Raw genomic sequence first — 21940 nt, forward strand, 5'->3', positions numbered from 1 at the left:
TTCGATAGCGCTGTCTAGGAATATAACATGAACGCTGGATTTGTCCCGGTCGCAACGCTCAGTTCACAATCGTCCAGACAACATCCTCGGGGACCTCGATCCAATATCCGCGGCCCGCCAGAAGAACGTCCGAATCGATCATCCGCTTCAAGCAGAAGGGCAGCGCCAACGGGTCCGGTTCCTCGACGTTCGAGGCGTTGACGTCGACCTTCAGGTCAGCGACAGTGTACGCGGATGCGAAGGACGGGAATCCGACGAGGTTCCAGCCCGCTCGAAGCGTGATGGTAGTCGTCTCCGGCACGAGGCCCGCCACGACGAAGTCGCTGGCCGAGGTCACGTTGACCCAGAATGCCATCGTCCTGTTCACTGTCCAGAGATCGCCTTTGTACGTCTTGAATGGCATGTAGGACTTCCACGGGTCGCTCGCGTCCGAGGAATCGTAGTAGTAGGCCATGTCGAACTGGACCGTCTGGAGGGCGAGGGCGATGTCGTTGCTCGACAGGACCAACGGAACGGATATCAGCTGGGCAGCGGCCGTGAGTGGCTGCGTGAACTTGGACGCCTTGTTGGGCGCAGGCTCCGTCAGAGCACCGTTGTCCGCTTCGACGTAGTAGAAGTAGTTGTCAGCATCGCCTACGCCACAACCGACGCATGTCCAGCTGTACGTCGGCGAGTCCGTCGCGGGCACGCTCGTGACGTAGATGTACGGTCCCGCGAAGCTTGTTCCCTGGTAAACGTCGTACTCGATGACGTCGTCTTTTCCGAGGCCGTCGTCCCCTGACCGGTCCCATCGTATCTCTACGTCGGGCAGTCCGGGACTGACGAGATCCGCTCCCGTCATCATCGGCGCCAGCGGCTTCACGGCCAGGATCTCGATGTTCACGCACTCCGTTGAGGTCGTGTTCTCATTCGGCACGATATCCGACGCGTATATGCAGAGCGTGTGGTTCGCCATCGTCCATCCGGTCGTGTCGATGTTGAGCGTCACGTCCTCGACGGAGGAGTCGAAGGATCCGTCCACCGCGTCAAGCGGAATGCCTGGCCAGTTCTGGGCGCCAAGAGTATAGTTCGCGCCGGCTATCACCGAATCTCCGGTGGTCAGATCGGTAACCGTTGCAGTGAGAGCGACCAGATCGCCTTCATTGACGCCGACCCAAGTGTTCCCGTCCACGCGCGCGTTGAGGATCATCGGCGGCCAGATGTCAGGAATCGTGATGTTAATGCTCACGTGCTCCACGGACGTGACGTTCCCGTTGCTGGCAGCGTCCGTCGCGTAGATATACAGGTCGTGAATGCCCATGGTCCAGCCGCTCGTGTCGACTGAGGCTTCAACGTCCTCCTTTGGCGAGTTGAACGAACCGTCGCCGGGATTCATGGCCACGCTGCTTGCCCAGTTCGCAAGCCCCTCGGTGTAGTTCGCCGAGGCGATGTTGCTGTTGCCCGTCGAGACATCGCTCGCGGTGGCCGTCAGTGTGAAAATAGTTCCCTGCGAGATCGTGATGGAAGGCATCCCGTTCGCGAGCGCGGTCGAGATCTCTGGCGGGATATCGTCTTGGATAATCAGGAAAGCGAACGGCGCTGTGTTGTTGAAGTTGCCCTTCACGTCCCACGCATAGACGTAGTAGGCGTATGTGCCCACAATCGAAGGTGCGGAGAAGGAGGACTCAACATCCTCCAAATGCGAGTCGTAACTGCCGTCAGCCGGGTTCATGAAAGTACCAGGCCAACTGGCGGGTGTGGGTGTTGTGTAGTTCGCGCCCGCGATGTTCGAGCCGCCTGTGCCGCTGTCATCTACCGTCGCTGTCAGCGTGCAGATGACTGGAAGGGTCGACAGGGGTACAATCTTGGCGGGCTGACCATCAACGCGGACGGTCGTGACCTCCGGTGCCGCCGTCTCCGGGACGACCTCTAGCTGCGCGCACAGTCCCGTCGTGTTCTCGTTCAGGCCATCATCCACAGCGTAGACGCACAGATTGTGGAATCCCGGGACAAGAGCGGATGTGTCCACGATCGCATCGACATCTTCCATGGATGTGTCAAAGGACCCGTCTATCGGGTTCATGACCGAACCTGGCCACGCTTGAACGCCGACGGTGTAGTTGGCTGCAAGGATTAGGGAATCACCGGTGCTGCTGTCGTCCACTGTCGCAGCCAGAGTCACAGACGGTGTACCCTCAGCGATGGTAGCGCTGGGCTGACCGTCGATGAGCACGTTCGATATCTCTGGCGGGATGTCATCCGATATGGTCAAAGAGGCGGAAGGTCCCGTGTTGTTGTAGTTGGGGACTATGTCCCATGCGTGGACGTAGTAGTCATAGGTTCCCACACCAAGTGTCGGAATGTCGATATAGGCGGTCTCGGTCGGGGTATCGAACGATCCGTCCAGCGGTGACATGGCTGTTCCTGGCCAAGCCGCTGGAGCCGTCGTGTAGTTGGCACCACCTATGTCGTTGTTTCCCGTGGGGGTATCATCGATGCTCGCAGATAGCCGCACCGTTGGAGGCTTCGTCGAGATGTAATAAGTCTGGCTGGGTGCCCCGTCTATCCAGACATTGAATACTCCGGGCGGCTCAGTATCCGGACCGATGATGGTGATTGTCGCGTGCGCCAATGAGTCCGTGTTGTAGTTTGGCACGTCATCCCAGCCGTAGACGTAGATGTCGTAGTCTCCAGGCAACCAGCCCGTCGTGTCGACGGTGGCATCCACGTTCTCCGTGACCTCGTCGAACGCTCCGTCCGTGGCAGACATTGCCATTCCCGGCCAGACCTGTTGACCAATCGTGTAGTTCGCCCCACCAAGGTTGGATCCACCAGTGAAGAAGTCCGACACCTGCGCTGTCAAAGCGACCGACGTTCCCTCTGCTACTATGATAGAGGTCAGACCATCAACAAGGACACTCTGGATCGTTGGTGGCGTGGTATCACCAGGAGTCCCGATTGTGAAGTCGGCGTCGCTCATGACGCAGTTGCTTTGGCCCTGGGAGTCGATGGCACACACCCTCACTCTGGCCTTGTCTGTCTGCGCGACCGGGACGTTCCAGAGATGAACGCCATCGTTGGGCTCCCCACTCACGATCGTCATCCACACCGGGGAACCAGAGTCCAGGGTGTATTGAACTTCAATGCCGTCCTGCCGTATGTCAACATCCTTGGCGTCCCACCAGATCTCGTAGAGTCCACCCGGTGTCAGGACTTCTCCGCCGTCAGGCCGGACCACATCCACCCTCGGCGCCGCTACGCCGTCCAGGTAATTGCGCACGTTCCCCATCAGCACCTCGCCGTTCGGGTCGTAGTTGAAATCCCCGAAGTACGAACCGATGCCTTCGAAGTAGTTGAAGGCCATGTAGAAGACGCCCGAGTTGAGGTCATGGTTCATTCTGACCGCGGCAGTAGTACCCACTCCTGTGTACCTGAAGACCTCGAACGCTCCTGGACCGCTTGTGATCACGTCCGGGTCAAAGCCAGAGATTTGCAGACCCATCATACCATTTGATATAGGATCGGCAGGGATGCCGTCGACCGTTGCCGCACCGGCATTGTCACCGCTGTAGTCTGCGTGAAGACTACCCTGAAGCCATCCTAAGTTCCCCGTTGAGAATGCCTGGTACGCAATCTCTTCCCCGACGACGTAGATTGCCTGATCCGCCGACAGGCCACTGTCAATCGCGGTCATCTGCGGGGGGTCAAACGTGCTACCGCTCGTCCCTGTGAACCACAGCTGAACGGCATAGTCCTGGATTGCGCCATAGGTCGGCGGGTTCCTCATGTTCGTCATTTCGGTCTCGAAGGCTTCCATAGTGTCCCAGTTCTTGTGTCCGAGACCTGCTTTCGTCAGGAACTCGTCATAGCGGTCGAATCCGTCATCGTATGGGTCGTTCAGGTCCTTGTTTATCAACACGATCGGGCTCTGGACGAATTCCATGGATGCGGCCTGCATGACCTCTGCGTTGTAGCGGTTCGGGTCAGTGATCCAGGGGGTCTTGCTGTCCGTCTGGACGAAAACAGCGACTCCGAGCTCTCTTCGATCTGTCGACGGGTACCAGAACGGGTTGATGGTGAATATCGTCTCAGTCTCAAAGGTATCACCCATGCTGAAGGCAGGCGGCAGAGCCGTCTGTGACCCATCCCTGACAACATGGTTGAACACTCTGTGGAGGATGCCGTTGTTCTCGTTGGTGTTTCCATCTCTGTGGTATATGTTGTTCTGGTAGAGCACGAATCGCACCCACAGATTGCCGACGGTTATCGGGTCGGTGGCCTCGATGGTCGCCTTGACGTTGACGGTGTTCGCGGTTATGTTCCCAGTGAGAGATATGGTCATGTTGCTCATGGCGTTCCCCTGCCTCTCCTGGTTGTACAGAGCCTTGTCCTCGTCATACTTCCCGTACTTCATGGCCGATCCGGACTCCCAAAGGCGGTTGTCATTGTACGGACCGCCCCCGTCGAAGCCTACGGCGGGAAATGCCAGACCGGGATTCCTGTAGTATGAGCTCCTCTGCTGGGAGTACGCACTCGTTAACTCATCTGAACCAGAAGCGTGATACTCCAAGATCACCAGATTATCATGTCCCAGCTCGTTGTACAGCCTATCGAGAGAGTGCTTCTGACCTGGGCACCAAACGCACCAGTCCGCAGTATTCACGTCCACGAGCACGGCCCTCTGGCTCGAACCGCCACGGCACCTTGCCGCCGGTGTCGGCCCCGGGGAATCATCCGATTCCACGTGAACGAGAAGCACGCTGCTCAAAAGCAAGAAACACAATAACGAGGCCCAAACTAGCGTTAATCTCTTCATGCCCTGCCTCCTCCTAGCGGGGCATATTCGTCTATGCGTATATCAATATTACCCAGTTATAGCCTTGGCGTGCACAATCCCGCAGAAAAGCCAGCCACGCTGGGCGGTTCACTTCAGCCTGATTGTCTCGAGGTTCATGGGCGCTCTCGTTTCCATCCCGAACTTCTTGTACAGGCTGCTCGCGAGGTCGGAGCACTTGTACTCCTCACCGTGGCCGATGATCACCCGCTCGGGCCGCGGCTCGAGCGTTCCCACGTAGTTGAGGAGCTGAAGCCTGTCCGAGTGCCCGCTGAAGCCGTCGACGACCTCCACGTCCATCTTGATCTTCAGAGTCAGGACATTGCCCCTGTCGTTCAGGGTTATCTCCTTCCACTCCTTCTGGATCTTGCGGCCGATCGTGCCCTCCGCCTGATAGCCCACGAACATGAGCGCGTTCTTTGGGTTGTCGGCCCATGCCTTGAAGTACTCGATCACAGGCCCTCCGTTCATCATGCCTGAAGTCGCCAGAATGATGCACGGGTCCGTGTCGTTGATGATCCTCTCCCTCATCTCCTGGCTGTCCACGCGGTTGAAGACCTCCGCAAGGAACGGGTTCTGCCCGGTCTGGAATATCTGGGTCCTCAGCGAGCTGTTGAGGTACTCCGGATAGGCCGTGTGAATGGCCGTCGCCTCCCAGATCATCCCGTCCAGATATATCGGGACGGTGGGGATGCGCTTCATCCTCATCAGCCCTTCCAGGACCAGCATGACCTCCTGCGATCGTCCTACAGCGAAGACGGGGACGAGCATCTTGCCGCCCCTGTTGAGGATCCTCGCCGCTATGCCCTTCACCTGGCCCGAGGCCTCCCTCCTGCTCGGCTGCAGGTCGTGATAGCCTCCGTAAGTGGATTCTATGACGAGCGTCTCGAGCCTCGGGAACCTGTTCGTGGCAGCGTTGAACAGCCACGATTTCTCGAACTTGATGTCCCCGCTGAGCGCGACGTTGTACAATCCGTCCCCGATGTGGAAGTGGGCGATCGATGAGCCGAGTATGTGACCGGCGTTCTGGAGCGTCAGCCGCACGTCGGGCGAGATGTCAGTGGTCTCGCCGTACTTCAGCGGGATGCAGTGCTTGACCGTGTCCCTTATGTGGCTGGAGTCGTACGGGGACTTCTTCGCCTCCCCGAAGGCGACCTTGACGTAGTCGATCTGGAGAAGCGACATGAGATCGCGCGTGGGGGGCGTGCAGTAGACGGGCCCGTCGTATCCGTACTTGAACAGGACGGGAACGAGCCCGGAGTGATCGAGATGAGCGTGGGTCACGACAACGCCGTCGAGCGCTTCCAGGGGCATGACCTCAGGAGCCTGGAGATACGGGCTTCCGTTGTTATCGGACGAGACGTCGACGCCGCAGTCTATCATTATCTTGCTTCCCCTTGTCATCAGCAGCGAGCATGACCTTCCCACCTGCCTGAACCCGCCAAGGGTCGTCAACCTCACCCAGTTCTCTCCTTCCGCGGTGTCGCGGGCGAGTCTTCTCCCCACCCGCTTCAGGAACGCCTCCCTGTCGTCGCGGTACTTCCTGAGGAAGCTCCTGATATCCGCGACAGTCTTCGACGGTATCGGCGGGGTCCTCACCACCCTGGGCGCCCAGCCGATGCTCTTCTTGATCTCGTTCAAAATGGTCCCGCGCTTCCCGATCACCAGACCGGGAGAAAGGGCCTCTATCGTGACCTCGCCGTTCTCGTGCTCGAAATAGATGTCGGTGATCTTGGCGTCCTCAGGGATTATCTCCCTTATGCTCTTCTCCGCTTCCTCGGTCGGGGAGAGGAGCGAGGGGTCGGGCCTTATGGCCACTCTTCGTCTCATTCCCTGCGCCAGTTGCCTGACGATGTCGTTGTTCTCCGCGAACTCCTCCATGCTCTTGGTGTATATGACCACGACTGGACCTTCGAGTTCAATCTCCGTTATCTCCACATCTTTGGGGACGACCTTTCGGACTACCTTCTCAGCGTCCCGAAGAATACTTTCCACGCTCATTTGGTTTCACTTGAATACGTATAGAGAAGAGCTAGCTCAGTTTCATCGCTGACTTCCTCTTCTCGACCTCCTTGTCATCGAGGTGAACGTAACCCTTCTTCGTTATGGAAACGATGTCAATCCCGTCACCCGAGACCGCATCCCTCTTCATGGCGGCCGTCAGGGCCCTTATCGCGAGGTCTATGCCGTTGTCCAGGCTCACGTCGTCCTTGTAGTGGTCCTCCAACACTCCGTACACGTAGGGAGATCCTGAGCCTGTCGTCACGTACTTGTCGGGTATGCTCCCTCCTGCCATGTCCAGGGAGTACACGTGATTACCATCATCGTCCACGCCGCCGATGACGAGCTGCACCCAATAGGGGAAGTACCTCCTTCCCGCCAGGATGTTCGAGAGAAGCGTAGCGCACGACTTCACTGGCATGGGAGCGTTCCGCTTGAGCTTGAAGAGCTCGACCTCTGCGGTGATATACCTCGCCAGCAGTTGGATGTCTCCCACCAGACCGGCGGTCGTCAAGCCCAGATTGTCATCCAGCTTGAACACCTTCTTCGTCGCCTTGTGAGCGATTAGCGTCCCCATGGTTGCCCTTCGCTCAGCCGCCAAGACCACACCTTCCTTGCAGACCATACCTAGTGTGGTTGTCCCTGTCTTAACCTCATTTGCCATCTGCGTCATATCATACCCTCGAAAACTGGGAAAACTGACGCCTGAGCTATTGTTGTCCTGCTATATAACTATTTTGAGACTATTCGTGTTCAGGCCATGAGATTCGGCGCTGGTCAGGGTCCTTGGTTGCTGTAATCACTCATGACATGTTCAAGGCTACATTTTTATAGTCGGTTGTCAATTTTCGTCGAAAGGTTATGGGATGGGATATGTTATGAGAGGTCTAAAGATGAGAAGAAATGGAAGTATGTTTACGGTCGTGTTGATGGCCGTCCTCCTGCTCGGGAGCACACTGATTATGGTGTCGCCTCAGAGCAGAGCCGAGACAAACCCGCCAGAGGAGACCTACGAGGCACCGCCGGAAGAGCCAGAGGAGTAAGGCGCGGGAAAGCAGCCCCGCCTTCCTCGTCTTCTGGGGAGGGCAGATCGATGTCAGGCAAAGGTAGCAAGGTCAGCAAAGAGACCGCGGAGGAGATGATCCTGGACATCCTCAAGGAGGAAGGTCCCATGACCACGATCCAGGTCGAGGAGGTCTTCAGGTCGCAGAACGCCGAGTGCCCGGACTCGGCCGCCCTTTTCCTCAACAAGATGAGGCTGAGCGGCAAGATAAACGGAGAGTTGTCCATCGAGCACAAGGGTTGGCTTTGGTGGATGGACTAAGGTACGGCCCACGAATGCGTGTCCAAGTTGTCGTCGGTCGCCCGCCAGAATACCGACAGATCGTAGATGTGTCCGCTTGAGACGCTTATGACGAACACGTCCCCGACGGTCAGCAGCCCGTCCGAGTCCATGTCCAGGAACGTGATGTTCCCCGCTGACGTACCGTCCGATAGTGGGTCCATTCTGTCCGTCTCGTTCGAATCGGTCTTCAGGAAGGCCCCGAAGAGGCCTATGTCCAAGGCCTCGGAGACGAAGTCCACGGTGATGTTGCACGTGACGTTGTCGTAGAAAGAGCCCAAGACGGACACTCCTGGAACCGACGACGTGGGGGCTCCCGTTGCTGGATCGGACTTCGGACCCTCGTTGCCCTGGAAATCCAGAGCGCTCACTTCGAACTCGTACAGCTGGCCGTCCACTAGCCCAGTATCCTGGAACGCTGTCCCTGTAGGCTCGTCGGTGAGCCTCGAACCGTCCCGATAGACATAGTACTTCGCAACGCCAACATTGTCAGTGGCTGGGTCCCAAGTGAGGTTGAGCTTCCCGTCCCTCGCGTCCGTGACAACGAGGGCCATGACCTTGGACGGGGGCTCGGAATCATACTCCGTGGACATGCCGCTCACCTGCACCGACCTCTGCCCCTCGTTTCCCGAGGTGTCAACTGCGGCGACCTCGTAGGCGTAGATCTGATTGTTCGTGAGGTCAGTGTCCTGGAAGAATGTTGTCAGCGGCTCATCGATGAGAGCGACGCCATCCCTGTGAATCGTGTAGTGATCGACCGCGACATTGTCGAAAGCCTCGTCCCATGTCAGATTGAGCTTTCCGTCGAATGCATTCTCCACCACCAGCCCCTCGACGCGGCTGGGCGGGACGTTGTCAGAGGGTGTGGGCATGCCCGAGACCGTGCCAGAGAAGTCACCCACGTTGTCCGAGCTGTCCACCGCCCGTACTTGGTAGAAATATAGGGTGCCATCAATGAGGGCAGTGTCAACATAGAACGGGTACGACGGCTCGCTCGGGAGCAGATTGCCGTCCCGGTATATCTGATAGACAACAACCTTTCTGTTGTCTGTCGCCTCGTCCCAGAAGAGGAAGAGCCTGCCGTCACGCAGGTCGTATATCTCAAGCCCCTCCACCTTGCTCGGGGGCGTGCGGTCCTCCGGAAGCTCCATCTGAAGGACGTAGAGTATCGACGCCACGACAACCGTCGCTGTGACGACGATCACGATGATGGCCAGGTTGCGGTTCCGATTGCTTCCGATCTCCATTGTCATCCGTTTGATGAATCCTTGGCTTTAAAACCTTTCGGCAGGTCCGCGGAGTCCATCCTGCCCGCTCATCCCAGAGGCGTGGAATCCTTCCACACAAAACATAAAATACTGAGATTCGCATACAGGGGACAGATGGGATTGCCATGTTGGAGGAAATTTCTGAGATTATAGGGCTGCAGGTTTACACTCACGAAGGGGTCTTCCTCGGTAACGTGAACAACCTGATAGTGAACGTCGAGAAGTCCACGGTCGAGAGACTGTTCATCGGAGAACCCAACCCGTTGCTCGTCGAAGGTGCGAGATCGGTGGCCGTTCCCTATCGATGGATACAGAGCGTGGGCGACGTCATAATACTGAAGTACTTCCCCAAGCGCGTGAGCATCAAGAAGGGGAAGTAGCCCAGGAAATGTTTTAAGTCCTCTAGCCATATTCGGACGCATGGGGCATGCTGAGTCCTCACGGGCGGGGGTTCGTTTTGCAGGGAATCATGTATTCCGAGGATGAGGGAGTTTGGATGAGGTCCCGCTTCGAGATCCTGGAGATCGAGGTTCTGCACAGCCACGAGGAGATAAAGCCCGACATCCTCGACTGCCTCGCGGACCAGATCGCCAAGGACGGCGCCCTCTTCAAGCCCATAGTCGTGGACGAGAAGACCTACGTCATTCTGGACGGCCATCACAGGTTCGAGGCCCTCAAGCGGCTCGGATGCAAGAGGATACCCGTATTTCTCGTCGACTACATGGACACTGCAATCGAGGTCGTGACCTGGCCCGGGGCAGTTGTCAATGAGATATCGAAGGACGAGATCATCGCCATGGGCCTGAGCGACAACGTGTACCCGCCAAAGACGTCCAGGCACATCATCAGGGTGATTCTCGAGGACAGGCCGGTGGAGCTCCCGAAACTCCGCTAGTCCTCCGGCTCCTCTTCGGTTTTCGGAGGAGACTCGACGAACCAGATCGAGAACAGCATTATGACGCATGTCACGAAGGCCGCATACCACCCGATCTGTGGTCCCCATGTCGTTTGGACGCTTCGTGCGAATGTCTCATTCAGGTCAGTGCCCGCGAACGTGTGAATGTCCGGAAGGACTGTTTCCAGAGTCTGTTCCAGGTTTTCGCCGGAGTCCCCGACCGCGGAGGGGAGGTTCACGTTCATATAGGCTGCAGATCCCAGGACGAGGAGCGCCACAGCGAACGCAAGTCCCAGGGCGATCAGTCTGTAGGCCTTCTTCCGCTCCGACAGACGGTTCAGAACCAAGAAGAGCACGATGAAGACAATCCCCAGCGTCACCATCGAGGCCATGATCACGGAATGGAAACCGAGGGCGGAGTCTTCGACTTCCCAGTAGGATGCGTCCCAACTCCTCTCGTGGGGCTCACCGAGGGTCGTGTCCTTGTGGTATGTGGAGACCCATAGAAGCTTGAAGTCGTGCGTGCTGTTGACATAGATGACAGGGTTCACCGTGGGGGACCTCTCCTCGCGCTCGATGGTCCACCATGGGAGGAAGAAGCTCGACACGAGCAGTACCAGACAGACGATGGCGAGGACCGTTCCGATGTGGGACTTGCCTACGTTCATTGTGCTCACCTGTTATTCCTCTACCGCTATTTCACCGTATTGTTCTTCCGCAGGCCGGGCACGCCCCCTGTCCTTCTGGAATCTCCGATCCGCACCTTCTGCACACCCTTTCGCCGGAGGATGGAGTCCGCTCAGCTGCTGCCTCTCGGGACCTCTTTCTCAGCAGGAGGGCGACGATCAGTCCGACGATCAGGAGAAGCGCAAGCGCGATGAGCAGACCAGCGGTCCAGTCGCCCGATCCGTCCTGGCCCTCCCCGTAGGAAACGAGGCTCCACACTCCTATAAGCTCGTCCTCGCTGTCATATATGTCGACCTCGACGCTGTTGTTGACCTCGTTCGAATAGAACTCGCGCCTGTAGCCCTCGGAGTAGCCGAAGAGGTACATCCCGGGGGAGGAGACGTTCAGCTCGTACGCCTGAAACCTGCCCGCCTCGACATCCACTTGCTGGAGCCCTTCGCATTCGTAGGCAGAGCTGTACGCGAATGGCACCGTCGCCTCGTCCTCCTCAACCACGTCGCCGTTCACCTTTGCCACGTAGTGGACATGGCTCTGACCCTGTCCCGTGGTCATCCCAGTGTCCCCGGCGTCGAAGGGGAAATGCCAAGTGTCGCTCTCTATGTCCAAAGAGGTCTCCACCTCGACGGCCATCTCGAAGAGCACTGAGAACTTGGAGAACCTCGACGTTATCTCCTGCGACGACTTGACGTACTCGAAGGACTCGTTGTCGAGGAAGAGGGACCCCTTCAAGTACGCTGGCGCGGTCATCGTGAGAGGGCCCAGATCCTGGATAGTGTACGTGAACGTCACCTCGAAATCCCCTCCCAGGGCGATGATCCATGCATCGTACGTCCTGCCGAGAACCTCGACCATCCGTCTGGACTCGACGGCCATCCTGATCGTCCCCTCGACGGACACGTCTTCGAACCCTCCCTCCACCTGGCCGATGAGATTATCCAGCGACATGTGAACGGAATACTCCCACTCGTTGCCCACCGAGAGGGCAGGCTCCTCGGCCTCGGCGGTCACACTCACCGCTGTCCCAAGGTAGAGGATAATGACCAGAAGAACCGATAGGCGGGACCTAAGTGGCATCTCTTTCTCGACCCAGTGTTTGGATTGATGCGGGGATATAAGTATGTTGTCTCACAGGTCGTCCAGGTCCATCCCGCACTTCTCGCTGAGCTCGTCGTGGAGGCGCCTTATCCTCTTCGCGGCGGTCGGGAGACCCCGCTCCTCCATCCGGTCGATGAGCACATCTATCTTTCCCTCTTCCGCGAGGTTGTCAGCGTGGGCCACGACCTTCTCTTCCAGCGTCTTGGGGACATAGCTCTTGGCGGGGAGGCCGATCTTCTTGGCCTCGTCCTTCGGGATGCCCGCTCCAACGTGCCTCTCCACAATCCCCGCCAGAACCGCCGGGAAACCCTTCTCCCGGAGGATCTGCCCGCCCGCGTGTCCGTGGTCTATATCGTGGGTCCTCCCGCGACCGATGTCATGGAGCAGCCCGCCCAGCTCACACAGGCTCTCGTCCGCACCGCACAGGGAGGCGATCTTCTTCGCCAGCCTGGAGACCCTCTTGCAGTGCTCGACAACCGCACGGTCGCATCCGGCCTCTCGGAGGGCTTCGAGACAATCCCTCCGGGACGGGAGTTCTCCGGCCCTCTCGATTACATTCTTGCCCTTCTTGGATGGGACGATGCTCATCCTCCCCCCGAACTCCCGCTCGAGCGGGTTGCCCTCGAGCAGCCTGTCGAGGAAGACGGCCAGCGCGGCGACCTCCGAATGAGGCTGGTTCCCCACGGAGACGTTGACGTCCGCGATGTCGTAGACCTCGGGAGGGACCTTCTCCCCGCCGATCACAATCATCAGGTCCTTCTTTCCGATCTTCGGCAGCGCGTCCTTCAGCCTCTCTCCGTACATGGTGAGGTGGACGACCGTCCCCCGCCACTCCTTGAGCGTCTTGCGCCAGCTGACGCCCGTGGAGATGTGGAAGTCCCCGCCGAACTTCTCCACGACATTCCTCACGCTCCTCTCTAGTACCGAGTCCTTCGTGGAGACCAGGACGCAGTCCGCGCCGAAGGCCCTCGCGACCAAGGCAACGTGCGTCGTGACTCTGCGGTCTCTGGGAATCCTGTGACCGAGCCGTAGGACGGAGATCATTCTTCCCACATCATAGAATAGAGGAACAGTGCGACGCTGGCGTTGGTCACGATCATGACCACGAATACGGGCATGGCCATCAGTACGTCGCTTTGGTAGACCATCGCGGTTGAAATGGTCAGGAGCACGAGGACGCCGAGGGATATTCCCGCAAGGAAGTGCGCACCCCTCTCCGTCATGGACTTGGGCCTGATTCTCAGATCGTCGAGCATGTAGAAGAGGGCCACGAGGGCGGATACGACAATCGCCGTGATGGACAGCATCATCAGCATCGTGTCCCATGTGAGGATGACGAAGAAGTAGAGGAATATGGCAAGCGACACGAAACCGACCCCGGATATCATGGCGAGCTTGCTCCTGTCGAACTCGTCCGCCATTATGGGGAGGTCGTCGAACTCGTCCTCTGCCGTGGAAGGAACGTTCTCAAAAGGGCTCTCCTCGTAGGACGACTCATCGTCGGTAGGACGATTCTCGAACGGATTCTCGGAATCGCCTTCCATATCAGGTGCTCCTATTTCAGCTTCCTAATCTGGTGACCCTTGTACTCCAGCTTGGCGGATCGTTTTATGAGACCCTTGAGCATCGTCTGCGAGACTCCCAGGTCGTCGGCGATGTCCCCGGAGAACTTCCCCTCTTCGTCCACTTCCTTGAGTATCTTATCCTCGATCTTGCGATACTCGTTCTCCGGCATCACGACTGCCGCTAGAATGTCGCACATCTCGTTCACGGGCGATGAAGCGTTTATGTGAAACGACGTGTAAAAAGCATGGTAGGACTTCTCGGGATCTGGGTCGGACTCGCTCGTCTGCCACTTCGTCTCGACCAAGTTCATCTTCTCGAAGAACTTGAGAGCTTCGAGACCCTCCTCTCCGAACTTCTCCTCGATCTCTCTCGCGGTCCGCCAGTTATCGGACACGTCCTTCAGGACCTCCCTCTTGACCTCTTTGTCGACCGCCATGAGGATGGGGACAAGCTCTGCTGGCTCGTTCACGAATTTGATGCGATTCATTATTCGACCTATGGGTATATTGGTCTCACCGAATAAAAGCTTTTATATCATCCGTCGTGAAAGCGACATCTGCCAGCACCGCATCCGGACAGTCTGGTCGCGAGGATCAGAGCTCTTTGTCCACTCCTTCGACGCCCTTTCTGGCTATGTCCTCGTATATGTCCCGGTGCTTTCTGAACTTCCAGATCCTGGCATCGTCAATCGCCATGATCCTGATGATGTCCTCCACTTCCTTGTCCCACTTCGTCTCGCTTTCCAGGCGGGTCTCCATGTCCCTGACACGGCTGACCAGGAAGGTGATGACCTCCGCCTGGCGGTTGAGTATCTTCTTCACCTCATCCATGTTGGAGTTCTCCGCATCCTTGAGGTCGCGGATTTCGTGGTCTATGCTCTCGAAAATGCGTTCAATCTCTCTCATGAGTGCACCGTGGATAGTAATGGATTGGGGATATATAGACTTAGTCCATTGCCCGCGGGACGCCGCCCCGAGATAGTAAGGTTCAAGTCTTTGGTCGCAATTCCCGTGTCGGTGGTTCCCATGTTTATCAAGGATCTCAAGGCCAACTCTTCGTTCGATACGATCGAGCTCTCAGTCGTCTCCAAGGGAGAGGCGAGGGACTTCACCAGCAGGTACGGATCGAGCGGTAGGGTCTGCGATGTCAAGTGCGAGGACGGGATGGGTGGCGGCGTCTCCCTCACCCTCTGGAATGATGAGATTGACAAGGTCGGTGTTGGTGACAAGATCAGGATATCGAACGGATGGGTAAAGGAATGGCAGGGCGACCTGCAGGTCAGCATCGGAAGGAAGGGCAAGCTCGAGATCGTCTAGATCGACGACACGACGGTCATCACAACGAGCGGGACGACAAGCATCAGGAAGTCATCATCCACGAATCTGACCCTTCTGTGCTCGGCGGCGATGCCAGATGCGGCGCCCGCAGCGGCGATGAGGACGATGCTCAGCGGGGCGAAACTCGAGACGACGGTCAAGGCGACTGCCGCAAGGACGAGATATGAGGCGAAGGGCAGCCACGGGTACAGTCCGCTCTTCCTGCTGCGGAGGAAGCCGCTGAGCGGGTCAATCCACGCCATACCGAGGAGCGCTGGAACGACGAGCGCATAATCGAAGAGGAGGAAGGCCACCGTGAACCCGATCCCCGCCCACAGGTAGGCCGCCACGTTGTCCATCTCATACTCCCTGGTTCCGAACACGCGGATCTGATACGCCAGCCTGAGGAACTCGAAGATGATGAAGACGAACAGGGCGCCCAGCAGAACGAGCCTCTTGTCTACCCCTATCCAAGTGTCATCTGGGATTATGTAGTAGAGCAGGAAGACTGGGAGACAGAGATGAACGAGCCTTCTCACGGCAGACTCCTCGGCCCTAATCCGTGAACTCAGCTCTCTTCCACTTGTCATCTATCCCCTTGTACAGGATGAAGGTCGTCAATATTAATATTGAGCAGACGACGAGGATCCCGAGCGAGGCGAAGAAGAGGCTCCTGTCTATCGTGAAGGAGATGATGACGAGGCAGACGTCTGGCAGCATGGACATCGCGGTGAACTTGAGGAGGATGTTGGCGTCGAAGAGGAAGGTGTTCGTCCGCAGACCAGTGAGATAGGCGGTCATCACGACCATGTATATGGAGACCACGAACATGACCGGTATGGCCAGCCACAGCAGGGACATGTCATCGTTCAGGAAGCTGATCCCCAACAGAAATATCAGGCTTATCCAGGAGGTGAGCATGAGGAACGCCATGATCTTCGTCTTGATGACCTTCGTCGGCGGGACGGGCAGCGTCTCGAAGTACTCCATGATGTCCACATTGTTGAGCCAGCTGTAGAGTATGACACCGAAGAAGCCGACCATGGCCCCATAGAAGACCGTGTTGAATCCGACGGGGATCGCGAGCCCCGTTCTGACGAACCACGCGGTGAAGCTCAGGAAGAGCAGAGGAGTGACGAAGCTGAAGAACATCTTGGTTATGGTCCCGCTCCTCCTCAGGTCGACCAGCTCCTTCGCCAGGAGGTGACGGTACTGCTTCGCGAAGGCGAGCTTCTCGAACATCCGGGGTAGGTCCCTCGTCTCGGTCTTCGGGCTCACCGGGCTGAACCTCGTCGGTATCAGGGCATATGCGGCCGCGACGAAGATGGCGATGAGCGCAACGCCGCCCAGCGCGGAGAGGACCAGCTCGCTCGTCAGCGCGTACGAGTACGGTGGCAGCGAATGCTGCATGGCGAGTCCCGGGAGAAGGAACGTGAGCGGGATGGCGTCGAATCCGACCTGGGCCACGAAGAGCCCAACGATGAGGACCGTGACACCGATGAAGGCGGCGTGGTTCCTGATGTACACGACGGAAGCGAAGAAGCTGAGCGAGATCCCGATGAGGAATGAGACGAGGGCGGCCAGGAAGAGGAGGACGATCGATGTCCATCTGAAGCCGCTGAACGGAACGGAGAACAGCAGTCCGAGCGTCGCGGGAAGCAGGAGCAGGAGCACGTAGAATATCACGTCTCGGAGATACATCCCTAGGAACGTCTTCCTGAACGATATCGGGAGGGTCAGAGGGCTCGCGACCAGGTATTTCCGTCGGCCGTGCTGCCTCTCCACATACTCCCTTCCCATGAATCCGAAGGCCCCCACGCTCAGGCCGTAGAGGAAGACCGACACGTGGAGCAGGAGCATTACCTCGTCGAGGTTGGTGTCCGCGAGGATCCTGTCGGAGGTCAGGGCAACGCCGAAGGAGAACATGCACACGATGAACGGAAAGGCGAGGAACATGCGGGGGTTCGTGTAGTACGTGTGCATCCTGAACTCCTCCCGCAGGAAGAGCCTGGTGAACTCCATCATCGGTTTCCACTCTTCCCGACGAGGCTGATGAAAGCATCCTCGAGGCTTCCGAACTCGCCGACAAGCTGGTCGATGCCCTCTCGGACGACTATGCTTCCCCCGTTGATAATCGCCACGGAACTGCAGATCTTCTCGGCCATCTCCAGAAGGTGCGTGCACATGAAGATGGTCCCTCCCTTCTTCACGTAGCCGGACAGGTAGTCCTTGACCTTCCTCTGGTACAGCGGGTCCAGGTTGATCAGCGGCTCGTCGAGAAAGAGGACCCTGGGCTCGTGCATGAACGCCCCCGCGAGCATGAGCTTCTGCCTGTTCCCCTTCGACAGGTCGCGGCACACTACGCCCTCGTTCTCGGTCAGGTCGAAGAAGTCCATCCACTTCCTTATCTTGCCCTCGCTCGCCTCGATCTTTCTCACCTTGGAGACGAAGTAGAGGAACTCGTAGGCGGTTAGATAGCTCGGGGGGGACTCCACCTCGGGCACGATCCCCATGATGCTCTTGACTCCGATGGGCTCCTTCACCGGGTCCGTGCCGAGCACGCTGGCATGCCCTTCCGACGGCACGAGCTGCCCCGTCAGTATCCTCAGCAGGGTCGTCTTGCCCGCTCCGTTGGGTCCGCACAGGCCGAACAGCTCGCCCTCGTCGACCGTGATGTTGATGTCCTTGAGGGCTGAAAAATCGCCGAACCTCTTCGATATGTTCTCTGTCTGAATGACGGACATGAGACGGCTGGTTCTATGGTCGGCGGTTATTTAGCGTTTCTCATACGGTTATCGATTCTGAACCGGCTCAATGAAAAGGGTTAATCGTCTCCTCTGCATTTCGGCGGCAATGACTCTTCGCATGGTCACCAATTGCGGGGCGGGTTCCACCGATGACGCTCTGGGCCTCGCCGAGAGAGCCGGTGAGGCGGGCATGGCCGTCCTGGAGGGTGGCGGGGACGCCATCGAAGCCGTCGTCGAGGCGATAATCGTGCTGGAGGACGATCCCCGCACTAATGCGGGATTGGGCTCACGGCTCAGGCTCGACGGCTCGTTGCAGATGGACGCGTCCCTGATGGACTCCGACATGAACTGCGGCTGCGTTGCCGGCATCGAGGACGTGAAGAACCCGATCTCCGTCGCGAGAAAGGTGATGGACACCCCGCACATCATGCTGGCGGGCGAGGGTGCGCTCTCCTTCGCGAGGGAGCAGGGGTTCGAGTACTTCGACCCGAAGACCGAGAAGTCCGTCGAGTGGTTGAAGACGATCAAGAAGAAGCTCGAAGAGGGCGACGTTCCCGATTGGGCGGGCAAGTGGAGGGACTATCGCGTCGGCACCGTTGGCGCGGTCGCGGTCGACGGTGAAGGGAAGATGGCGTCGGGGAACTCGACTGGCGGGACTTCCTTCATGCTTCCCGGGCGGGTCGGGGACACGCCCATCATCGGCGCCGGGATATACTGCGGAGGACATGGAGCGGTCTCCGCCACGGGCATAGGGGAGGATATAGTCCGCCAGGTCATGTCGCTCAGGGTCCACGACAAGATGGGCGAGGGCATGTCCGCAAAGGAAGCGTGCGAGTGGGGGATGACGCTCTTCCCGCATGAGATCCCCGTCGGGGTCGTGGCCGTGTCACGGTCCGACTCGGCCGCGGTCAGCAACAGACAGATGGCGTCGTGGATCGGAGAGATATAGCCCCGCAACATTTTAAGCCCTGAAACGCATCAAGGGTGCAGGCCAGGAGGCTTTCGGTGGAGATGACGGAAGAGTTGGAGGAAGGCACCCTCGAATCGAGGATCGAGCTCCTCCAAAGGCACGTGGAGATGCTCAAGACGATCAGGGACAACCAGCCCATCGGCATCATCAAGCTCTCCGAGATGTTCAACTACCCGCGCCACAAGGTCAGGTATTCCCTTCGCATCCTGGAAGAGGAGGGTCTGATCCTGCCCACACCCGACGGGGCCCTCGTCACGGACAAGGTCGCCGAGTATCTAGACCGCGTCAAGAAGAGCCTTGACGAGACGCTGAACATCATTGATGAACTCAGGAAATCCCTCTGACGAAAAGCTATTTTAGTTGTCCACCTTATGGGACGCTCGTTGCCGCCGTAGCTTAGTCTGGTGGAGCTCCCGGCTGTTAATAGCTGCAGCAGAAACCGGAGGGTCACCGGTTCAAATCCGGTCGGCGGCGCTTCTCATATCGTTATCAGGAACGTTGTCGTGACCGCTCCGCCGTCATCGTCACGCAGGCTGACCGTGATGATATAGGTCCCGTGACCACCGAAGGCATGGGTGGCGACGCAGTGCGCCGTGAACGGATACGTCCCGAACCAGAAGCTCGGGTACGTGTCAGGTGCCGCCCCGTCGTTGTAGTACGGAACGGTGCTGACGGAGCCATCTCCCCAGTCCCATTCGAACACGAGGTCATCACTGCCCGGGTCCGTGCCATCCGCCAGGAACGTGACGTTGTGCCCGAGGAACAGGTCCGAGACGTTCCGGACATCCCAGAACCATGTGTCCTCGTGCCTCACGTTGAACGTGTGGTGTATCCTTGACTCCGAGCCGTCCCCGAACTCCGCGATCAACCAGGCGGGAGTCGCTCCCCAGATCTGCCCGTTGACCGGATCGTCGGTGGGAGTGTAGTAGACCTCGGCCCTATACGCTCTGGACAGGTTGACGGAGAAGTTCTCGAACCACGCCATCTGCTCGTTCGGGCTTCCTGGATACCTCACGAGAGTGGCGGTCCATATCTCCGCGTCGTCCTCGAAGAGGTGAATCGTGACATCGTGCCACTTCTCTCCCGCTATTCTCAGACCGAAGGATGCGTTGAAGAAGTACACGGGCTCCGTGGTCATCTGCGGGGCGACATTCTCGATCGTGACATCGACGGCGGTCGTTCCGAGCCCACCATCATCGTCGAGTACGTAGAGGTATACGGGCCCGTCGTAATCGTCGTTGAACGTCCACTGGACGGTCGGGAGCTGTCCCGCGACCTGTGTTTGCCCCTCAACGTCTCTATCATTCGCGGGATCGCCGTCGCCGTCCGAGTCGTGGTCTGGCCTGAAGTCCCACCACCATTCCCAGGTGTCCAGCCAGCCAGGGTCTGCGAAGCTGCCGTCAAACGAGAGTGTCGTGGGCTCGAATCCAGTACCGCTGACACAGGCCGAGACACTCGGTGCGACGTTCAGAATCATGACACTCACTTGGTCGGAATCCGAGTCGAGGAAATCATCCTCGACCATCAATACGACGGAATAGACGCCGTTGTCCCCGTAGGCGTGCTGGACGGCGTCCATCTCATGGTGTGAGGATCCGATCCCCGGAGCGAAGCTCCCAGATGTCGACGAGGCGTCGCCGAAGTCCCAAGTTGCGGTATGGCTATCGAGCCAGCTCGGGTCATCGAAGTAGCCGTCCAAGTTCACGAAGCTGCCCTCGTTCGCGGGATTGGGGGCGACGACGCTGATCACCACCTCGGGCGGCAGGTTGGAGATGCTCGCTTGAGCGGAGACGGCAGTCTCGCCGCCGTCATCGTCCGTCAATGTAACGATGACACCGTAGGCTCCAGCGTGACCATACGAGTGCGTCTGTGCCAAGTCGAGGCTCACCGGGTTCACTTCAGGACTCGGATATGGGTCCGGTGCCAAACCGTCGTTGTAGTGCGTCTCCGCATCGCTCGTCCCGTCTCCCCACGACCACAGGACGGTGATGTCATCGCTTCCTGGATCGGACACGGATATCTCGAACAGTATCTCGGAGCCTTCGTCGCCCGAGAAGAGCGTACCCATCTGTCCATCCGGCAGTACGTTCAGCACGGCTGTCTGAACGGTGTCACTGTCATGGAGTCCCTGCGCATCGGTCACCGTCAGCGTGGCGTTGTAGATGCCGTTGTCGCCGTACGTGTGGTTGACGATCACGCCTGTCGCGTCGGCATCGTTCGTGTAATCACCATCTCCGTCCGAGTCGACTCCATCATCAAGGTCCCATTCATACTGGAGGTCAGGTCCTCCGGGCCTGCTCGTCCAGTTGAGCGTGTTCACGAAGAGTCTGGATTCTTCCTCAGACGGGAGCGTGAAACCCGTGCCGTCGCACCCCATGACAACGTGTCCGATCTCGCTCACGGAGACCCTGCCCTCGCCGTATTCGTGAACAGTCAGGTAGAAGTTGTTGTTCGCGGGCGGAGAGCCGGCAAAGATCGCCACCGCCATGGCAGTCGTGACCTCACCACCCACGGTGTGCGTGTCCTGCACGGGGATTATCTGTCCGGGCACTGCCACTTCGAAGGGAGCGTGCATCACTTCGTGGTCCATGGGAAAGAGGACCGTGTTCCCGCTGCTCCAAGCGGCACCGACATCGTCAACTCCCGCAGGGACCTCAGCAAGGGGACCGTAGTCGAACTTGTACTCCAGGGCGTCGTGCGTCCAGACGATCCCACCGCCGCCTTCGACGAACATCTTGAGCTCGGCTATCCGCTCCACGCCCTCGTCGGGTTGCTCATAGCAGTCGTTTATTCCGAAGACAATCGCGTCGTAGTCGCTCAAGTCTACCGGCGTACCGGTGTTGAACTCGTGCAGGCTGACTTGCGTGATATCGAAGAGGTCCCCTGGATCGACGCTGTCCACGATCTTCTGGACCTCGTCTTGCATGAAGATCGAAACGTGAAGGACCTCGGACACCTCGTTCTCTTCAGCGTCTGGGTCGAACGAGCCCGAGCCATCGAGAGTGACTGTATCTCCCTCGTCCACGGCCTGGTCCTCTCCGGCGTCCGCGACCGGGGGCTGCGGTCCGATGAACGTGTACGGAAGGAAGGCGCCGAAGGTCTGCGGTTCGTCATAGTCCCCGTTTATGACCGTTATGGGCTGGTCGGAGGTCATATGGAGGATCTCTCCGCTCCAGACATCGCTCCCCCACCAGTACCCGAATCCATCGGTGCCCTTCGTCCAAGGCGTTCCGGCGGGCC

General features: G+C 58.4%; 21 protein-coding genes and 1 tRNA gene. 8 read left to right on the forward strand and 14 right to left on the reverse strand.

From position 1 onward, the window contains the following. Positions 1-58: 58 nt before the first annotated feature. The 3 genes from LN415_03490 to psmB all read right to left on the reverse strand — a co-directional run bounded on the left by LN415_03490 (position 59) and on the right by psmB (position 7478). Positions 59-4738 carry a hypothetical protein gene (locus LN415_03490; protein ID MCJ2556153.1) on the reverse strand — a complete coding sequence of 1560 codons (4680 nt, stop codon included), beginning with the start codon at positions 4736-4738 and terminating at the stop codon, positions 59-61. 165 nt (positions 4739-4903) lie between these two features. Continuing rightward, positions 4904-6814 carry a beta-CASP ribonuclease aCPSF1 gene (locus LN415_03495; GenBank protein ID MCJ2556154.1) on the reverse strand — a complete coding sequence of 637 codons (1911 nt, stop codon included), beginning with the start codon at positions 6812-6814 and terminating at the stop codon, positions 4904-4906. Between the two features lie 31 nt (positions 6815-6845). Continuing rightward, positions 6846-7478, reverse strand: a complete 633-nt coding sequence (gene psmB / locus LN415_03500; GenBank protein MCJ2556155.1) for an archaeal proteasome endopeptidase complex subunit beta — start codon at positions 7476-7478, stop codon at positions 6846-6848. A 229-nt stretch (positions 7479-7707) separates the two neighbouring features. On the opposite strand from psmB, the gene LN415_03505 reads away from it, so the two are divergent. Continuing rightward, positions 7708-7857, forward strand: coding sequence for a hypothetical protein (locus LN415_03505; GenBank protein ID MCJ2556156.1), 150 nt, complete (start codon positions 7708-7710; stop codon positions 7855-7857). A gap of 50 nt (positions 7858-7907) precedes the next feature. Beyond that, a complete protein-coding gene (locus LN415_03510) occupies positions 7908-8138 on the forward strand; it encodes a hypothetical protein (protein MCJ2556157.1) in 231 nt (76 codons plus the stop codon). On the opposite strand, the gene LN415_03515 is transcribed toward LN415_03510, so the two are convergent. Next, a complete protein-coding gene (locus LN415_03515) occupies positions 8135-9403 on the reverse strand; it encodes a fibronectin type III domain-containing protein (protein ID MCJ2556158.1) in 1269 nt (422 codons plus the stop codon). The genes LN415_03510 and LN415_03515 overlap by 4 nt on opposite strands. Positions 9404-9549: 146 nt before the next feature. On the opposite strand from LN415_03515, the gene LN415_03520 reads away from it, so the two are divergent. After that, positions 9550-9804: a PRC-barrel domain-containing protein gene (locus LN415_03520; GenBank protein MCJ2556159.1), complete on the forward strand. Its 255-nt coding sequence runs from the start codon at positions 9550-9552 to the stop codon at positions 9802-9804. A 116-nt stretch (positions 9805-9920) separates the two neighbouring features. Continuing rightward, a complete protein-coding gene (locus LN415_03525) occupies positions 9921-10319 on the forward strand; it encodes a ParB N-terminal domain-containing protein (GenBank protein MCJ2556160.1) in 399 nt (132 codons plus the stop codon). Here the strand turns inward: LN415_03525 and LN415_03530 are convergent. The 6 genes from LN415_03530 to LN415_03555 form a co-directional block, all read right to left on the reverse strand. Beyond that, the gene (locus LN415_03530) at positions 10316-10987 is read right to left on the reverse strand and encodes a hypothetical protein (GenBank protein ID MCJ2556161.1); all 672 of its coding nucleotides are present in this window, start codon (positions 10985-10987) and stop codon (positions 10316-10318) included. The two genes, LN415_03525 and LN415_03530, sit on opposite strands and share 4 nt — an antisense overlap. Before the next feature lie 31 nt (positions 10988-11018). Next, entirely contained in the window at positions 11019-12080 is a 1062-nt protein-coding gene (locus tag LN415_03535) for a hypothetical protein (protein ID MCJ2556162.1), read from the reverse strand. Between the two features lie 51 nt (positions 12081-12131). Then, positions 12132-13145 (reverse strand): tRNA (cytidine(56)-2'-O)-methyltransferase, encoded by a 1014-nt coding sequence (locus LN415_03540; protein ID MCJ2556163.1) that lies wholly within the window; start codon positions 13143-13145, stop codon positions 12132-12134. Continuing rightward, the gene (locus LN415_03545; protein MCJ2556164.1) at positions 13142-13645 is read right to left on the reverse strand and encodes a hypothetical protein; all 504 of its coding nucleotides are present in this window, start codon (positions 13643-13645) and stop codon (positions 13142-13144) included. Before LN415_03545 ends, LN415_03540 begins: the two co-directional genes overlap by 4 nt. 11 nt (positions 13646-13656) lie before the next feature. Next, on the reverse strand, positions 13657-14154 hold the full coding sequence (locus LN415_03550) for an ArsR family transcriptional regulator (GenBank protein MCJ2556165.1): 498 nt from the start codon (positions 14152-14154) through the stop codon (positions 13657-13659). Between the two features lie 106 nt (positions 14155-14260). Next, positions 14261-14572, reverse strand: coding sequence for a hypothetical protein (locus LN415_03555; GenBank protein ID MCJ2556166.1), 312 nt, complete (start codon positions 14570-14572; stop codon positions 14261-14263). A gap of 120 nt (positions 14573-14692) precedes the next feature. Here LN415_03555 and LN415_03560 point away from each other — a divergent pair, with 120 nt between their 5' ends. Further along, positions 14693-14983, forward strand: a complete 291-nt coding sequence (locus LN415_03560) for a hypothetical protein (GenBank protein MCJ2556167.1) — start codon at positions 14693-14695, stop codon at positions 14981-14983. Here the strand turns inward: LN415_03560 and LN415_03565 are convergent. Genes LN415_03565 through LN415_03575 form a run of 3 tightly spaced genes read right to left on the reverse strand, consistent with a single transcriptional unit; the run spans position 14980 to position 17727 of the window. Then, a complete protein-coding gene (locus LN415_03565; protein ID MCJ2556168.1) occupies positions 14980-15573 on the reverse strand; it encodes a hypothetical protein in 594 nt (197 codons plus the stop codon). The two genes, LN415_03560 and LN415_03565, sit on opposite strands and share 4 nt — an antisense overlap. Next, positions 15539-17008 (reverse strand): hypothetical protein, encoded by a 1470-nt coding sequence (locus LN415_03570; GenBank protein ID MCJ2556169.1) that lies wholly within the window; start codon positions 17006-17008, stop codon positions 15539-15541. The genes LN415_03565 and LN415_03570 overlap by 35 nt, the downstream gene beginning before the upstream one ends. Beyond that, a complete protein-coding gene (locus LN415_03575; GenBank protein MCJ2556170.1) occupies positions 17005-17727 on the reverse strand; it encodes an ABC transporter ATP-binding protein in 723 nt (240 codons plus the stop codon). The genes LN415_03570 and LN415_03575 overlap by 4 nt, the downstream gene beginning before the upstream one ends. 109 nt (positions 17728-17836) lie before the next feature. Here LN415_03575 and LN415_03580 point away from each other — a divergent pair, with 109 nt between their 5' ends. The 3 genes from LN415_03580 (at position 17837) to LN415_03590 (ending at position 19174) form a co-directional block, all read left to right on the forward strand. After that, positions 17837-18679 carry an isoaspartyl peptidase/L-asparaginase gene (locus LN415_03580; GenBank protein ID MCJ2556171.1) on the forward strand — a complete coding sequence of 281 codons (843 nt, stop codon included), beginning with the start codon at positions 17837-17839 and terminating at the stop codon, positions 18677-18679. Positions 18680-18741: 62 nt separating this feature from the next. Continuing rightward, positions 18742-19044, forward strand: coding sequence for a hypothetical protein (locus LN415_03585; GenBank protein ID MCJ2556172.1), 303 nt, complete (start codon positions 18742-18744; stop codon positions 19042-19044). Between the two features lie 41 nt (positions 19045-19085). Then, positions 19086-19174 (forward strand) — tRNA-Asn (locus LN415_03590). Between the two features lie 4 nt (positions 19175-19178). Here LN415_03590 and LN415_03595 read toward each other — a convergent pair. After that, positions 19179-21940, reverse strand: a 2762-nt coding sequence (locus LN415_03595) for a PKD domain-containing protein (protein MCJ2556173.1), incomplete at its 5' end; no start/stop codon positions are given.

The sequence above is a fragment of the Candidatus Thermoplasmatota archaeon genome, assembly GCA_022848865.1.
Lineage (GTDB): Archaea > Thermoplasmatota > Thermoplasmata > RBG-16-68-12 > JAGMCJ01 > JAGMCJ01.